Annotated in this window: 14 protein-coding genes; all 14 read right to left on the bottom strand. The window is 39.1% G+C overall.

What is annotated here, in order from left to right:
- Positions 1-4 precede the first annotated feature (4 nt).
- Positions 5-2602: a VWA domain-containing protein gene (locus B3D94_RS00385; protein WP_291753377.1), complete on the bottom strand. Its 2598-nt coding sequence runs from the start codon at positions 2600-2602 to the stop codon at positions 5-7.
- Positions 2586-4331 (bottom strand): vWA domain-containing protein, encoded by a 1746-nt coding sequence (locus tag B3D94_RS00380; RefSeq protein WP_291753374.1) that lies wholly within the window; start codon positions 4329-4331, stop codon positions 2586-2588. Before B3D94_RS00380 ends, B3D94_RS00385 begins: the two co-directional genes overlap by 17 nt.
- Before the next feature lie 11 nt (positions 4332-4342).
- Positions 4343-5218 carry a DUF58 domain-containing protein gene (locus B3D94_RS00375; RefSeq protein ID WP_069480205.1) on the bottom strand — a complete coding sequence of 292 codons (876 nt, stop codon included), beginning with the start codon at positions 5216-5218 and terminating at the stop codon, positions 4343-4345.
- On the bottom strand, positions 5215-6210 hold the full coding sequence (locus B3D94_RS00370; RefSeq protein ID WP_291753370.1) for an AAA family ATPase: 996 nt from the start codon (positions 6208-6210) through the stop codon (positions 5215-5217). The genes B3D94_RS00375 and B3D94_RS00370 overlap by 4 nt, the downstream gene beginning before the upstream one ends.
- Before the next feature lie 11 nt (positions 6211-6221).
- Positions 6222-7649, bottom strand: a complete 1428-nt coding sequence (locus tag B3D94_RS00365; RefSeq protein ID WP_291753367.1) for a hypothetical protein — start codon at positions 7647-7649, stop codon at positions 6222-6224.
- Positions 7650-7661: 12 nt separating this feature from the next.
- Positions 7662-8507, bottom strand: a complete 846-nt coding sequence (locus B3D94_RS00360) for an ABC transporter permease (RefSeq protein ID WP_291753365.1) — start codon at positions 8505-8507, stop codon at positions 7662-7664.
- Positions 8504-9439, bottom strand: a complete 936-nt coding sequence (locus tag B3D94_RS00355) for an ABC transporter ATP-binding protein (RefSeq protein WP_036123563.1) — start codon at positions 9437-9439, stop codon at positions 8504-8506. Before B3D94_RS00355 ends, B3D94_RS00360 begins: the two co-directional genes overlap by 4 nt.
- A complete protein-coding gene (locus B3D94_RS00350) occupies positions 9439-11832 on the bottom strand; it encodes a hypothetical protein (protein WP_291753362.1) in 2394 nt (797 codons plus the stop codon). The genes B3D94_RS00355 and B3D94_RS00350 overlap by 1 nt, the downstream gene beginning before the upstream one ends.
- 166 nt (positions 11833-11998) lie before the next feature.
- Complete coding sequence (locus tag B3D94_RS00345) at positions 11999-12886, bottom strand: LysR family transcriptional regulator (RefSeq protein WP_008174113.1); 888 nt, start codon at positions 12884-12886, stop codon at positions 11999-12001.
- A gap of 69 nt (positions 12887-12955) precedes the next feature.
- Positions 12956-13396: a cyclic-di-AMP-binding protein CbpB gene (gene cbpB, locus B3D94_RS00340; RefSeq protein ID WP_008174114.1), complete on the bottom strand. Its 441-nt coding sequence runs from the start codon at positions 13394-13396 to the stop codon at positions 12956-12958.
- Positions 13397-13590: 194 nt separating this feature from the next.
- On the bottom strand, positions 13591-13830 hold the full coding sequence (locus tag B3D94_RS00335) for a hypothetical protein (protein WP_036123559.1): 240 nt from the start codon (positions 13828-13830) through the stop codon (positions 13591-13593).
- Positions 13831-13893: 63 nt separating this feature from the next.
- Complete coding sequence (fadH, locus tag B3D94_RS00330) at positions 13894-14661, bottom strand: 2,4-dienoyl-CoA reductase (protein ID WP_291753353.1); 768 nt, start codon at positions 14659-14661, stop codon at positions 13894-13896.
- Positions 14662-14815: 154 nt separating this feature from the next.
- A complete protein-coding gene (locus B3D94_RS00325) occupies positions 14816-16000 on the bottom strand; it encodes an iron-containing alcohol dehydrogenase (protein WP_291753351.1) in 1185 nt (394 codons plus the stop codon).
- 16 nt (positions 16001-16016) lie between these two features.
- Positions 16017-16778, bottom strand: coding sequence for a 3-hydroxybutyrate dehydrogenase (locus B3D94_RS00320; RefSeq protein WP_069480198.1), 762 nt, complete (start codon positions 16776-16778; stop codon positions 16017-16019).
- Between the last annotated feature and the right edge of the window lie 8 nt (positions 16779-16786).

Below are 16786 nucleotides of genomic sequence, written 5' to 3'. Positions count from 1 at the left end.
TAAATTATTGGCGTTTTTTCATACCCTTTAATAATTGTGCTACATTCGTATCTTCTGCTTGTACGGGGGGATTTTCTACAAGTTGCTCCTTTTTCTTCGGCTTCGTTAGGAAATTCCAGCCAAAGCGTCTTATTGTAATATCAATAAAGAATAAGAGCATACCTGCAAGGAGAAGCCATGTCGCAATGTTTTGACGATCCGCCCCTCGCTTTGTAAAGTCACGGAACACTTCTTGTGGTTCTTTTAAAACAGCACCACCAGTTTGTTCGGTTAATTCTTCTATTAATTTATCATTAGCAGGAAGAAGTTCATACTCAGCACTATAGGGAACACTTAATCCTGCCTGATAAATCGTTTCCTTTTCATCAGCGATACGGAAGAAGATTAATCCCGGCTCAGCTTGTACTACAGCTCGCACCTGAGAAGCTGATATAGTTTCAAGCTGTGTGTCTAGCTCTTCACCCGCTTCATTAACCGCAACAATATCTAAAAATGCTGCTTCATTTGTAGGATCTGTAATCATAAATGATCCATCTGATTCTACTCTTACATCATAGGCAACATCATTATAGCTTGGGAGCATTTGTGAAATAAGCGTTTGCCAAAATGTTCCCCAGTCCTGCCATCTTGCCCAGTCGCCTGCCCACTTTCCTGTTGAATCAGAAGTAAACGCAAATGTTTTGCCAAGACCATATTGCCATTGTGCTAACACCGGATCTTCCTTTTCGCTTTCAGCCACGACGGTAGCACCCTGCTTTGCAGTTGTTCCGATATAAGCATTCATTTGTGGGACGCCATTGGCAAATAGCGTATTCCATCCCCCAGCATTATAGAGTATTGGATAGAATGGATTATCCTCAATGTACGTACGGGAAATCATAGCTGTTTCACGAGATAAAATGGAAGGAATAGTTTGCTCATCGATAACATTGTAGAAACGTCCGCTTCCCATCTCACTCAGAGCTTCCAATAAGTTTGCATCGGCATCTTGACCAATAGCCACTGTCGATAAAGTTATTCCGTTATCTTTTCCTTGTTCAATTAAATCTTCATAATTTCCTGGCTGTGATTGTCCATCTGTTAAAAGTATAATATGCTTACGTTGCAGTTTTATATCTGCTAGGTTTTCATATGCTTTTGCAAGTGAACCATAGATTTCTGTCCCGCCTCCTGGTGTAACAGATAAAATGGTATCCACTGCCTCTTCTTTATTGTTCAGAGGACCAGTCTCTATAATTTCCCAAGGCCGATCATCAAATGCTATAAATCCTAATGTATCTTCATCACGTAGCATTTCCACTGAACGTGCTGCTGCTTCCTTCGCAAGCTCTAGCTTGGACCCTGACATACTACCAGAGCGATCTAGTACAATGACAAGTCCTAATGAAGGTAATTGTTCTTTCCCCTTAATTTCCATTTCAACAGGTAATAATGTTTCAATTGGCGTTTTAAAATAACCACCTAAACCAAAGCTATTTTCTCCACCAACCATTGCAAAACCAACACCAAAGTTTTTGACTGCTTGCTCGATCACACTCATTTTCGCCTCACCGACTAAATGTCCTGGCACATTATCGAAAATAATGGCATTATATTGCAAATAACTGGAGAGTTCATTTGGTAAGCTTTCAGGTGATTTTACATCATAGGCTATTGATTGCTGACCAAGTGCCTCCGCTATTGGTGAAGCTGTTTCATAGCCATTCACAATGAGTAAATGTGGTTCGCTTTGTACCATTGTGACACTTGTTAATTTATTGTTTTCGAATATTGCGTCTTGTCCTACTTGAACAACGGCTTCATATTTCACCAGCCCTTCACCAGTCGCTGCATGTTTATAGGTAAACATATTCGTTCCTTCGGCTAGCTCGACTGCCTCACGATGAATCAGTTCATCATTTTCATATAATAATAGCTCGCCCTGTCCAGCTGAAGTTGCATGCACTTCTGTTACCAGTTGTTGTTGCTCACCCACATAGGCAACTTGTGGGGACACAAAGCTTTTTAATGAAACATCATTCACAACAGGCTGACTAAAGGGCACAACATCCACACTAATATTGGAGCCTTTAAACTTCGTGGCGAAATCTAAAGCATTGCCCTTTGTCTCATTGCCGTCTGTTAAGAGCACTAAGCGTGTTGCTTTTTTCGGATCTATAATACCTGTGGCAAGTTGCAGACTTTGTTCTATATTCGTTTGATCAGTAGCCTTTATTTCCGTAAACTTTGGTACTTCCTTTAATGTTTTAGTCATAATGGCTTCTGTTTGTAATGTTGATGAGAAAGAATACAGCCCTGCAAGCTGTTCGTCTTTTTTCGATTGTAAACTTTCCTGTATAAAACGTACCATCTCATCTTCAGTCCCATTCATGGAAGCTGAGCGGTCAACTAGATACACAATTTGTTCTTCTTTTATAGGTAATAAAAGATACGGCCCTGCCAATGCAAAAACTAAACAGCCTACCGCTATCATGCGAATTATAAGTACGATAGCATGACTCTTTTTTAGTCGCTGTCGTTCTCGCCAATAGGTCCAACCAAAATAGATGAGCAATGGAAGTAATAGCAACAATACTAATGGCATATCAATTCGTAAATCCACGACGTCGTTGCACCTCCCACTCTGAAACAAGTAAAACTAAAATAATAAGAATTAGCCAAGGAACAAAAGAAGCTTTCGAAATCTCAGCCTTTCCGTTATCAGAAATATCCCCTAATGTATAGCTTGTTCCTTGTTCAATGACACGTTCTTGTGCCTGTAATTGTACAATAAAGTGTTTTTCTTCATTATTAGAACGCACAAAATAGATGCCTGGTTTTTTTGGCGCAGTTAGCATACCATCCGTAACCAATGATAGAAATTCATCTTCTTGTGAATATACACTCCAGTCTTCCTGCGCTAAAGCTACTACTCTTTGTTCATTTGGTGTGAAAATACCGAGTGAACCACTGGATTCTGATAACTGCTGTTCAGTACTCCATAAGAATAACGGGAAGGATGGATGTAGTGGCCAATCCGTATCAGCAATATCTGCTAAAACGACGATATCACCTTTAGGAGAGCGCTGTATAAACGGCTGTTCTCCAACAGTAGCGATAGTTTGATAATTTGCAAATCCAGGATACAAGGCGCTAACATAAACATCCTTTAGCTCGCTAAAAGCGAATAAAGCATCACTTTTAGTACTTACTATGCCACTTACCTCTACTTTTTCGGCATCATCACGGCCAAATAACACAAGAGGTTTATCCATCTTTTCCAGCAATTCAGCTTGATTAGTGATCACCGTGGCCTCCTGATTGTCTACTACTTGTAAAGGCGGAACTATTTTCACACCAGTACTTACAGATTGAAACCCTTTTTGAATCAATTGATGCATGCCCTGATCAACCACAATTTTTGAAGTAGCTGTTTGTAGTAAGACGGTTTGTTGATTATCTACTGAATAATCATCTTGCGCATCAATAATCGCTGTCATTGATTTTTCTAAAGGTAATTCCTTGAAAGTTTTCGTTATTGCTTCCTTTGGAGGCACAGCGATATTCTCAGCTACCAACTCTTTACCCTTTGCATTTTGTAATGCTAGTGTGACCTTTTGCTCAATGTCTGTATCATTATGAAGCTGCACAAGCGCCATTGTTGCCTGTCCATCTGTTGTTGCAGCAAATCTAGTAATAGCAATATTTGTTAAGTCTTTCGCAGCACCTCTTACTAGCCATTTAACGGAGTCCTTGTTCATAGGTAGTTGTTTTTTATCTAGTGTATCTGTAAATACATAGATTGAAGTCAGTGTATCTCCAACAAATGCTTGAGCCACATCAAGCGCCTTATCCATTTCTGCCGTTTCATAGGTTATTTGTAAGTCTTTAATACCTTTTTCGATATCTTTAACATTTGTCTCTTGCTGTAAAATCGCTTTTGGTGCTGAACCAGTCGTAATTAACGTGACCGGTCTCCCATTTAATTCATCTATAAGCGTCAGCATTTCCTGTATATGTGTATCAAAGGTAGATTGCCCTTTACCAGCTAACATTGTTGCAGAAGTATCAACAATAAATATAGTTTGCTCACCAACAATCGTTGATTTTTTCATATAGGGATTCATGAGTGCCAGCACAAGGAAAAGTAATGCTAGTAACTGTAAATAAAGTAGGGCGTTCTTTTGCAAATGCTTTAAATAAGGAGATACTCGTGTTTCCTGCATAATCTCAGACCAGAAAAGTGTTGAAGAAACCATCTGATCTGTATATTTTTTTCGAAAGAAATAATAGAGTAGGACAATGACCGGGATGATGGCCGTCCAGCTAAATATAATTTGACTAAAGCCCAATACGGCTCACCTCACCTAATCCAATGTGCTTTTAATAATTGCTGAAAGATTGCCTGTTGCAAACCATCTTCCACCTTCAATTGCAATTTCCGAATGCCGAAACGACGGCAAATGGCTTCAAACTCTTCTTCATGTAATAAACGTCTTGCATGATAGGTTTCTAGAACTTTAGTGGACATTGTCACATTGACTTCATTACCTGTTTCACGATCAAGAAGACGAACATCCCCCGAATAGTTTGGTGATAGCTCTTCCTGCGTCACAATTTGTAAAATACGGACATCACCAGCATAGCGTGGTAGCCTTTTTAAAAGTTGCTCCCATTCCTCGATTGACTCCAGTCCATCTGTCACAATAAATAACACTGTACTATCCTTTGGTAAAGCTTTTAAGGCACCCTGTGCAAAAGGATTCGAATAACTCGCTTCCTCTATATCTGTCACTATTTGTAAAAATGCTCGGCGATACATGGCGCCCTTCCGACGAAACGGTGGCTTTGCTTCATCCTGTAAAAATGAAAAAGATAAACGATCGTCTCGTCCAAGGACCATTAAACCAAGGGATGCCACAATTTGACGAGCAAAAATCCACTTTGCATCTGTTCCCATAGATTTTGTGGTATCGAGTAGAATGTGTACGCGCATTTCTTGTTCATCTAAAAATCTTTTAATAAAGTATTTATCCGTTCTGGCAAAGACGTTCCAATCCACTTGTCGTACATCATCACCTAAATGATATTCTCGAAAATCCGAAAAATCGAGGGAAGCCCCAAAGCGCTGTGAACGATGCGAGCCTTTATGCTGCCCGCGTAGTTTGGAGGCAGTCGCTATTTGAAAACGACTGATTTTCGCTAACCAGTCTTCGGGCAATAAGTAGTTGGCTGTCACTTGCTAACACCTTGCTGAACTTTTTCTAAAATAACATCAATGACATCATCTGCTGTCTTTCCTGAAGCCTCCCCTTCATAGTTCAACAGCATCCGATGACGTAATACAGGCTTAGCAACAGATTTAATATCCGCTACTGAAACGTGGAACCGACCATTCATCAACGCTCTAGCTTTAGCCAATTTTATTAGACTTTGCAAACCACGAGGTCCACTGCCATACATTGCATATTGCTTGACCTCGTCCAGAGCATCGGCTCTTTCTGGGTGCGTTGCCACCACTAAATCAGTGGCAAATTCCAGCATTTCATCGGCAACCAGCACTTCTTTCACCATTTGCTGTGCTTCTATTAGAGCCTCAGTATTCATCAATTTTTGTAAGCCAATTTCCTGAGCGCCTGTTGTTCGTTTCATAATTTCCATTAGTTCATTTTTTTCCGGATAGGGGACAAGAATTTTACAAAGGAAACGGTCCATCTGTGCTTCCGGTAACGGATATGTCCCTTCCATTTCAATAGGATTTTGCGTTGCTAACACGAAAAATGGTCTCGCCATTTTTTTTGTATCTCCCAAAATCGTTACCGTTTTTTCTCCCATTGCCTCTAACAAAGCACTTTGAGTCTTCGGTGTAGCACGATTTATCTCATCTGCTAACACCATCTGACTAAAGATCGGACCAGGCTGAAACGTAAATTGTTGCTTACCATCTGGGGTACGTTCAATCATACTTGTCCCAGTTATATCAGCTGGCATAAGATCTGGTGTAAATTGTATACGTGAAAACGATAAGTCAAGAACTTCAGAAATTGTACGGATTAACATCGTCTTCCCTAAACCTGGTAAACCTTCTAATAATGCATGACCATCTGCTAGTACAGCATATAAAGTATAATCAATCGCATCCTCTTGCCCAACGATAAAGCGATGGATTTCATCTTTTACTTGTTGTAATTTTGTACTCATTTCTACATACTGTTGCTCTGTAAATGTCATTTCATTTCCTCCTACTGCGACTCAATTGACGTGAAATAAGATTGCACGACATTTTGTAAATCCTTCGGTAATTGTAAACGCTCTGAGCTTTCTAAATAGCTTTCTTTATAGGAGCCAATTACTTCTTCATACGGTCGAATGGTGCCCTTTGTTATCGGACCATTCCCCTGTTGCTCAGAGACATTGGAACCATCTCCCAATGCGCCCCCATCCACGGATGTCTCGTTTGCCCCACCAAGCCGATTCGGTGTCGTCAATAAATCACGACCACCTTGACCTCTGCCTGCGCCTTGACCCTGGCCTTGACCTTGACCCTGGCCTTGACCTTGACCTTGACCTTGACCTTGGCCTTGACCCTGTCCTTGGCCCTGTCCTTGGCCTTGACCCTGTCCTTGGCCTTGAGTATTACCATTTTGTTGTTGGGAACCACTTTGAGCATTATTTTGACCAGACTGGCTCGCCTGCCCTTGCTGATTGCTTGGCCGGGAATTCCCGGATGACTGCTGACTACCTTGTTGTTGGTTATTATTTTGATTGTTAGTGCCAGCATTATTAGCACTAGCAATCGCATTTTGTAAGGAATTACTTGCTGGTTTACCAAGTTTACTCATAGCTGTTTGTGTGGCATTTGCATTTTGTGTGAGATTTTGCTGCATTTGAGCAAGTTCCTTCAATTGTTCAACTTCTGCTTTCGATAAGCCTTGTTCGTCGGTAGCACCGTCTTGACTTGCCGTTTGCTTATCCTTTAGTTGCTGCTCCTTAAGAGCAAGCTCTTTTTGCTTCTTCACCACTTCGCGCAGTGCTGCTTCAGCTGTTTCTGCTTCCTTAAGCGTGTTCTGAAGCTCTTGCAATTGCTCTTTCACTTCTTTTGTCTGTGCTTTTTTCTCTAGCTCTGCAACTTCCTTCTTCATATCGTCGATTACAGCTTGCTCTTTTTCAACTTCTATCGCTTCAATTTGAGTCGCCGCTGGGAACATATAAAGGATTGCTAGGACGACAGCAGTGCCAAATAGTCCAATAAACGCTTTTGGTCGAAACAAATTTTTCTTCCGAGCCTTAAAGCTTATGAAAGCCTGTTCAACATTTTGTATCGCCTTTAATAATAATGCTTGAACAAGTGGGTCCTGATCGTTTTTCAATGATAAAGCTGTAACCAACTCATTATGTGAAAAATAATGATCCAATGTATGCATAGCTTCTTTCTCTTTGACACGTCTCCACCAGATATAAACTATCGTTGCAATCAGAAGCGTAACAAAGACAGCCAACGCAATTTGGCGATAATAGGGCCAGACAAATAATCTTGAAATAAGAACGAGAGAAGCACTCGAAAACAATGCCAAAAACAGACCGTATTGTGCAATAGGGATGCTTTTTTCAAATGTTAAACTCGACTTTGCACGCTGAATATATTTTCGTAATTGCTTACGACGCTCCATAATAATTCCTCCTCATCGGTTACTTTTCATGTTGGCACGTAATTTTTTTATCGCAATCGTTAAACAAAGTACAATAATCAATACATAAGCAATTAAATAAGTAATCCATACGGGTAGTTCTACTCCTGAAAGCTCAGCTAACGCATTGCCCATATCCGGTGAAATCAGCGTCAGCATTAGGGCACCTGGATTAATTGAAGCCCAAAAATAAGTCATAAAGGAGGTACTTGCACCAACGGCATTACCCATTTGATGGAAAGCCATTGTTAAAAAGAAGAAGAATGCTGTAATCCCGCCTAAAAAGATAATAGATCCATATGTGGCAATCATGGCAACTATTGTTTTTTTCGTAATCGTTGAAAACATGACGCCAATACTACCTATTGCTACAACAGTAACTAAATAAAATAAAAATATAGAAACAAGCTGGGAAGGTGAAACCCCACCAAATAGGAACACTAAACTATATAATGGTAATCCTGCTACGAGCATTAAAACTAGAAACGACACGGACGATAATAATTTTCCAATGACAATTTGTGTGGAGCTTTGTGTCGTTGTTAGCAAAATATTTAAGGTTTGTTTTTCACGCTCACTACTGATAGCTCCTGCTGTTAAGCTTGGTGTAATGAATAGAACTAATGCCATTTGTAAAATCGTTAATACAGCAAACATCATAAAACTTGTTTCTGGTCTAAAGAATCCTTTGCCAGTGAATTCAGTCGTAAGCAATAAAAAACCTGCAATGAAAATACAAAGTACCGCTAAATAAAACATTAATCCTGAGAAGCTTTTAAAAGAACGGAATCGTAACTTTAACTCTTTCACAAATACTGGATTATAAAATCTTTCCATCATTGACTGTCCGCTCCCTTCGTAATCGCCATAAAGACATCCTCTAAATCTTTTTCTTCCTCACTTAACGCGTAAATTGGTAAATCGGCAAGGATGGCCTTTTTCAGTAATGCCACCTGCTCTGCATCTGTTCCACGATAATTAAAGGCTATTTCTAAACGATGCTCAAGGACATCAATAGACGAAATATGGGGATCTTCTTCTAAATATGCACGTACTTCGTTTATACGATCTGTTACTTTCATTACAATACGCTTTTCTCCTTGTAGCTGTGCCTGAATGGCAGCAACATTTCCATGTGCAATTAATTTGCCATTATCAATGACGCCAATTTCATCACACATTTCAGCTAGCTCCGGCAAAATATGCGAAGAGATTAAAATGGTTTTACCCATAGACTTTAAATTTCGTAAAATATCTCGCATTTCCACACGGGCGCGAGGGTCTAATCCTGATGCTGGTTCATCTAAAATCAATACTTTAGGATCATGAATAAGTGCACGGGCAAGACATAAACGTTGCTTCATCCCACGCGATAATAAATCTACGTATTCATAACGTTTACTCGTTAAATTGACAAGTTCTAAAAGCTGTGGAATGAGCACTTGGCGTTCTGCCAGTTGTATACCGTAGCTAGCTCCATAAAAATCTAAATATTCATCTACTTTTAGCTGATCATAGACACCAAAGAAATCAGGCATATAACCGATTTGCTTGCGTACTTCTTTCGGTTCCTTGACGACACTTTTACCGTTTATTAACGCATCACCTGATGTCGGTGACAATAATGTCGCTAAAATAGAAAATGTTGTTGATTTACCTGCTCCATTAGCGCCAACAAAGCCAAACACGATGCCTTCTTCTAAGGATAAATTCAAATGATCCAGTGCCGTAAAGGAGCCATATCTTTTCGTTAAGTCACGAATCTCAATCATTATTTTGCCACTCCCTTCAGCTCTATTTCAGGTAATTTCGTTTGTTCGCCAGTTGGATCTGGACCATATTTAATTTCAAGTCGAACTTCACTATCTTGATTAATATAATTTTTGATATTATCTGTAAACACTTGCTTTGTATCCACTAATGGCTCATACATATTCGTCGCATTATTCCATATCGACAACTGCATACGCTTAACATCCTTATTAGAAATAGTTAGTTCATTAAGTGATTCCACAGCGTCCATAAATTGATCAGGCATTGCCATTGTTAATTCGTATAAACCATCAGATAGATACCAGTTATTTAATTCCTCATCAATTTTATCGAAGTATCCACTCGCCGATAGTGAGTTTAATGAGTACGTGAAATTATTACGTTTCATTGTAAATGGTCCTGATAGTTCCACTTTCCCTTTAAACGGTTGAACAAGCATTGTAATTGGAGACATATTTGCACTTGTTTCAAGTTCAGCCCCTACAATCGCTTGATCTGTCCATGCTGTCAGTATTGGCTGTCTATCATTCTCTACAAGTGGCAATGCTAATGTTTTCATTCGTTCAACACGCATTGGATCTACCTCATCCTTCTGAGATGGGTAACTATAATTATAACTATTAAAAACAGATGGCTTTTGCAGTACTGTTGTCTTCATTTCCTTGTCTACTTGTAAGGTGCCGTTTGCTTTAATATCACCCAGTTTTACTTCTTTCACGCCAGAGATTAAAGTGACGTCTTTTAATTCAAATGGAAAATTATTTTTTATTGTTCCAGTTAGCTTCTCATTTTTCAACGTTATATCAACATCCATTTTGCCAATATTTTGAGCAGATGTTTTCCCTCCAAATGATTGAACAGACCAATAATTTAAATCACGTAATGTTAACGTTGAACCGTTGGCATTTTCCTTAATATAAGAAGATTCATGTAAATCACCCACTGTACCCGTGAAATTATTATAATTTCTCATCGCAACAGCTGTTGTGTTTTTATCCGTATTCACGATAAAATCCCCGCTACGATTCGTTAAGATTGATTCAACATAATACCCATTTAAACTACTATCCTCATTGACCTTATAAAATGCGGATTGTTGTACTTGTGGCTGAACAACTCTATCTTTTGCACCAACAATGAAAAGACCAATCGAAAGAACGATTGAGAATACCGGAATAATCCACCATGCATGCTCCCGCTTGTCTATCTTTTTCAGGACAAAATAAAGAACTGGACCAATGATGATAATATAAAGAATAATGACGATAAGCATATAGCTTACGGAAACTTCAAAGGACGGGAATAATTCATTTATGTTACGAAGCTCATAAGAGATTTGATCGAGTGGGGATTGTCCCTGACTCATCATTCCTTGCTGTGAAATACTTTGAATATCAATCAGTTTTGCTAGAAGGGCTGCATAGCCATCCATTGAAGCGAGCGGCTGATCCCCTAAAGAAAAGGCTGTTTGAATAATTTCGCCACTGCCAATTTTTTTCTTCGAGGCTAGGACTATATTATTCTCCGTTAATACCGGTAAGCTTCCTTCATGATTAGTAGCTGTATGAATCGAAATTGGCTGTGTAAAAATGCCACCGCCCGATAATTTTGTTAATGTTTCTGCAGAGATAGATGTCATCTCTTGTGATAATGACATTGGTAAATAATCTTTAAAAATCCCTGCTGTGGCGTCTACTTGATCAGAAGCCCCTAAAAGTAATGTACCCCCATCTTGTACCCATTTCAGCAATGCCTCTTGTTGTTTTTGTGCTAAATCGGCTATTGCTATTTCATCTACGACGATGACGTTTGCCATGGCAAGTCCTTGTTCATCCTCTGGGAATGTATAATCCTTTAATTGATTAATGTTAAATATCTCCACATTGTTTTGAGGAACAAATGATGATAAACGTAATAGTGCTGATAGTCGATCACTTTTATCTGTTAATGTATAGACAAATGTTGATGTAGGATCTAAAAAATTAGATTGTAGGCGCTTAGTCCCCTTATAGGCAATCTTTTTCCCCTTTTCAATATTCCCTTCATAAAAGGCAAATAAATCTGCGTCCGAATATCCATTGTCAGCTAAACCATCTAGATAGAAGGTAAATGTCTTCTCTTCTCCTGCTGCAATATCAATTGGAACGACAAGTGCGGATGCTGCTTCATAAGAATTGGAAGAATTTATTGCCATATCTCCAGAAAAATCTGGACCGTTATTTTTCACTGTCACTTGTAATGGCACAACTGATTGATATTTAGCTTTCCCTGAAATACCAGCTGTTGCTTTGACCTCTAATGATGCAGCTGCTTGCGCCAGTGTGGAAGGCAGCAGAAAGCTCATCATCAGCATAACCAATAAGGTCAGTGCCGTAATTTTTGTCTTTTTCAAAAGCTCAACCCCTTTTTATGTAAGTAGATGGTTACATAATTATACGATTTAAATTGCATTTTGTTCCATTTCTTATGATATCTTCATCAATATTCATAAACTCTTAAGAAATCACTGAGCCAAAACGAAAAGGCAATCCCCTAATAGACTGGAATTGCCTTATTTTTTATTTTGTATAGTCAAACAAACACCGAGCATGGTCTTGCACTACTTCTACAAATGCTTCTACCTGTCGCAATTCAAAAGATGATTCATAGCCAATGAGCCATGTATCGCGTGTAATCCCAAATTCCTTTTCATCGTTTGTTAAAGGTATTTTATGAATTTCATCATGGTCATTTAATGTAATGGACGGTAGTATAGCATACCCTATTCCATTTAAAGCCATCTGTTTACAAATTTCTATCTGATCGACTAAAATTTGTTTTCTTGGATTGGAGGCAAAGTGCTGCTGCCACCATTGTTGAATTTCCTGATAATAGTTCGAGTCACTTTTGTATTGAATAAATGGACGATCTGTCGTCAGCACATCTTCAATTGTCTTTACCTCTTTATCCACCAAATAAAGGGTGTCTCTGAAAAGGTGAATCTTTTCCCCTTTCCAATCTACCTGACCTCGTACAATTCCAATATGTGCCTCGCCCTCATAAAGTGCTTTCACAATTTCAGAACTCCAGCCCGTCATAAGCGATATTTTTGCATCGGGATATTTAGATACAAATTCCTTCAGGATTTTAGGCAACCAGTTTTGACCCACAATGGACGCACAGGCAATTTTCAAGGTACCATTTACCTTTGTTGTTAAGGATTGAATCGTTTCAAATATTTCTTCCTTTTTGGCTAGCATTTCCTTTGCATAAGCAATAACCTGTTCACCAGCAGGTGTTGCTGTTAAACCTTTTTGTGAACGAATAAATAATTGTGCACCCCAGTCCTTTTCAATGGTTTGTAAACGTTGAGAAAGGGCTGGTTGGGATAGAAATAAACGTTCAGCTGCTTTTCGCATATTGCGTTCCTCAGCTAAAATTTTTAAAATCTCTGCCTCTGTTGCCATCAATCTGTAAACCTCCAATTACAAGCAAAGAGGGCCTCATGACTTTCATATGAGCTCCCTCTTAAACTACTACTCTTTTTGATAAATATATTTTTTCAATTGCTTTAAAATAACACGTCTTGTTAATATCCCTGCAAAAGTACCATCTTCGTCCACTACACATAAAAATGCGTGGTTAATGACTAAATCCAAAGCACGCTGAAATGTATCTGACAACTTTAATACAGCGATCTCTTTTTCCATAATAGAGTCAACTTTAATATCAGGAAGCTTTTCATACTCAATATGCTCGAGTCCTAGAATCGATTCCGTTATCATTTTCATGCTCAGTAAACCTTGAAGTCGATATTTCAAATCTAATACAGGTATGGATGAATATCCTGTTCGCGTTAGTACAAGTAGTGCGTGTTCAGCACTATTGCCACTTTGTACATGCGCAACTTTTTCAGAGGAAATGATAAAATCACTAATTGGCATTGCTAATAAGTCTTTGCTGTTAGTTGAAATCATGAACTTCTTCTCCTTTTCTGTCCTGGCTGTGCAGAACAGTCCTTCCCTTTCATCATATCACAACTTTTCTATGTCTGACCATGATCAGGACGGGAAGAGTTTTTCAGGAATAACGAATTTTTTTGAGCCATTCAACAAAAACTAAGTACACCCTCAATCAGTTCAGTATTTCACTGATTGAGGATGAGTCATTTCTAATAGCCAACCTTACTCCAGTAATAAAAAATCATAATCCCTAAAAAAAGTAAAAATATTCCGTATACCCATACGATCGGATTGAGCATCGTTGCATACTCTTCGACCGTTTCTGAAATCGGCGTATCCTTTTCAGACTCCCGTTCAGAAGTCATCTTTGCAATTTTCAACGTGGATACAAACGAAATAACAGAAATAATTACGATGGCAATTAGAGCTGGTATTAACCACATACCCATTGTCAAAACTCCTTTCTTTACCCTTAGTATGCGTCAATCCAGCTCTTCATTATGCAAACATTTTTAGAATGGATATTGATTGAGCCACTGACCACCATCCAGTGTCACACATTCTCCATTCATATAGCTTGCCTTATTAGACATCATAAATGTAGCTAAATCAGCTATTTCCTCAGGAGTACCCGTACGTCCAAGTGGAACAGAATCCAATGTACGCGCAGCAGCTGCTTCAGATTCCCAAAGCTTATCAGCACCACCTGTTCGTTCAATTGGCCCTGGTGCTATTGCATTGACGCGAATACCATACTGCTTCCCCCATTCTACTGCTAATGTTCTCGTCAATGATAATACTCCCGCTTTTGCTGCAGCTGAATGGACCACCCCAGCTCCTGCATTCCAAGCATAAGTAGCAACCATATTCAAAATAGAGCCCTTAATATTATGTTTAATCCAATATTTACCTACAACTGAAGAACAGAAGAACGTACCATTTAACACGATATCTACTACTGCCTTCCAGCCATTAGGTGTTAAATCCTCAGCATGTACTATGAAATTACCAGCCGCATTATTAACAAGACCATCAACCTGTCCAAATTTTTCAACAGCAAATGCTAGCATCGCCTCGGCATGTTCTGGTACCCGTACATCCATTTGGAAAGTTTCAATCGTTGAACCAGCCTCTGCAATAAACTTTTTTGCCTCTGCTAAACGTTCTTCGTTGCGCCCTGTTATGACAACATTTGCACCTTCAGCAACAAATTGCTTCGCCATATAAAGACCCATCCCACTTGATCCACCTGTAATTATAATTGTCTTCCCCTGCAACATTCCATTTCCCCCTTTGTTAAAAATGAATCGTTATTCATTAAAATTTTACTATATTTTCTCGAATATGTCATATTAATTCTGGTAATTGCTTTTTTTATTTTCTATAAAAACATAAAAGGGCTATCCACATGAATGAATAGCTCGTAAATTTTTTTTAGAATTCATAAGTATAAGCTGTATGATATAACTCCATTAGTTCCTCTTTTGTTGGTATCTTTGGATTATTGCTAGGACTACCACTTGCAATTGCGTCTTCAGCCATTTTAGGGATGGCCTTATAATACGCTCCTTCCTCTATCCCCCACTGTTTTAAATTTCCAATATTCATTCGTTTACACATTTCCTTAATGGAAGAAATCGCTAACTGAGCAAGGTCCTCTTGTGATAGTGTTCCATTCTTTTCATGAAAGAACTGGCCTAAAACTGCTAACCGATCTATACAAGCTTCTTTAGAAAATTCTAAAACCGCTGGTAAAAGCATCGCATTGGAAATACCATGGGGTACGTGGAATAACGCACCTATTGGACGAGACATTCCATGTACTAATGCAACCGAGGCATTAGAAAAAGATAGACCTGCCTGCATGGAACCTAATGACATAGCTTCTCTCGCCTCTACATCATCCCCTTGCTCATAAACTCTCAAAATATTATGGACGATTAAATCCATGGCAGAAAGAGCAAGTACATTTGAATATGGATGGGCTAAACGGGACAAATAACTTTCAATGGCATGGCTTAAGGCATCAATCCCTGTAGCTGCAGTAATCGCAGGTGGTGATGTAATCGTTAAAATAGGATCAACAACGGCAACCGTTGGCATAAAGGCAGGCTGCTTAATCATCATTTTGACTTCACTCTTTGTATTGGTAATAACAGTGGCATCTGTTGCCTCTGAACCTGTTCCAGCTGTCGTTGGAATAGCAATATGCGGAATTGGCACTTGCTCTGCCATTTTTGCCATTTTCATATAATCTCCTATGTAGCCACCGTTCGTAGCCACCACTGCAATTGCCTTTGCTGTGTCAATACAGCTTCCACCTCCAACAGAAATGATAACATCACAACCTTCCTGCTGAAGAAGATGTAGCCCTTCCTCCACATACGTGTCATCCGGTTCAGTTACTACTCCCAAGTATTGAACCGCTTCTATTCCATATGTGTTTAACAAGCTTTTACATTGCTTCACAAAGCCTAAGCTGTCCATAATTGGATCGCTAATAATAAGAGCTTTAGTGCCGAGTTTTTTCGCATACTCGCCCACCTCTTCAAAGGAATCACGCCCATACACAATCGTTCCAGGTGAATGAACGGTAAAGTTTGTTTTTGTTTGAATCATCTTTTTCCCTCCTACACTATTGAGCTGTATAGCCACCATCTAAAAGAATAGCTTGACCTGTTAATCCTTTTGCTATATCACTCGCCAAATATAATGCAAGCCCTGTAACTTCCGATACATCCAGTAAGCGTTTTTGAGGTACAAGTGGATAGAGCACCTCTTCAAGTACTTCTTCTACTTGAATTCCTCTAGTTTTCGCTAAATCTTTAAATTGATGGCGCACTAGTTCGGTATCAACATATCCTGGACAAATCGCATTTACCGTAATTCCATCCTTTGCTACTTCCAGCGCAGCTACCTTCGTTAAACCAATGACTCCATGCTTTGCCGCATTGTAACCTGCCTTTCCTGCAAATCCAATCACACCATTAATGGAGGCCATATTGATAATACGACCAAATTGATTTTTCTTCATATGAGGTAATACATATTTCATCGCAATAAATGGTGCAACGACCATTACTTTTTGCATGTCTTCAAAAATTTCCGTCTTAAAGTCTTCAATAAGGGAGACATGTTGAAATCCTGCATTATTAATTAAAATATCTAACGTTGTAAAGCGATCGATTGTCCATTCAATTGCCTCTCGTATGGCTTCTTCATCTGTCACATCACATGTATAAGCCATTAAGGAAGGATTGTTTTCAACAGCCTCTTTTAAAAGCTGTTCATTTTTATCAGTAATTACGACATTGGCTCCTTGCTCGGTAAATGCTTGTGCCATGGAAAGACCAATACCACGGGCTGCTCCTGTAATGAACACTGTTTTTCCTTGCATACAACATT

Origin of the sequence: Lysinibacillus sp. UBA5990 (genome assembly GCF_002429815.1) — a bacterium.
GTDB lineage: Bacteria > Bacillota > Bacilli > Bacillales_A > Planococcaceae > Lysinibacillus > Lysinibacillus fusiformis.
This window is presented reverse-complemented; position numbering and strand designations above follow the sequence as displayed.

What these genes read in the sequence shown, in the direction of transcription:
- B3D94_RS00370 (WP_291753370.1), bottom strand. Translation starts at nt 6,210, where the DNA reads ATGACATTTACAGAGCAACAGTATGTAGAAATGAGTACAAAATTACAA.
- B3D94_RS00365 (WP_291753367.1), bottom strand. Translation starts at nt 7,649, where the DNA reads ATGGAGCGTCGTAAGCAATTACGAAAATATATTCAGCGTGCAAAGTCG.
- B3D94_RS00360 (WP_291753365.1), bottom strand. Translation starts at nt 8,507, where the DNA reads ATGATGGAAAGATTTTATAATCCAGTATTTGTGAAAGAGTTAAAGTTA.
- B3D94_RS00355 (WP_036123563.1), bottom strand. Translation starts at nt 9,439, where the DNA reads ATGATTGAGATTCGTGACTTAACGAAAAGATATGGCTCCTTTACGGCA.
- B3D94_RS00345 (WP_008174113.1), bottom strand. Translation starts at nt 12,886, where the DNA reads ATGGCAACAGAGGCAGAGATTTTAAAAATTTTAGCTGAGGAACGCAAT.
- cbpB (WP_008174114.1), bottom strand. Translation starts at nt 13,396, where the DNA reads ATGATTTCAACTAACAGCAAAGACTTATTAGCAATGCCAATTAGTGAT.
- B3D94_RS00335 (WP_036123559.1), bottom strand. Translation starts at nt 13,830, where the DNA reads ATGGGTATGTGGTTAATACCAGCTCTAATTGCCATCGTAATTATTTCT.
- fadH (WP_291753353.1), bottom strand. Translation starts at nt 14,661, where the DNA reads ATGTTGCAGGGGAAGACAATTATAATTACAGGTGGATCAAGTGGGATG.
- B3D94_RS00325 (WP_291753351.1), bottom strand. Translation starts at nt 16,000, where the DNA reads ATGATTCAAACAAAAACAAACTTTACCGTTCATTCACCTGGAACGATT.
- B3D94_RS00320 (WP_069480198.1), bottom strand. Translation starts at nt 16,778, where the DNA reads ATGCAAGGAAAAACAGTGTTCATTACAGGAGCAGCCCGTGGTATTGGT.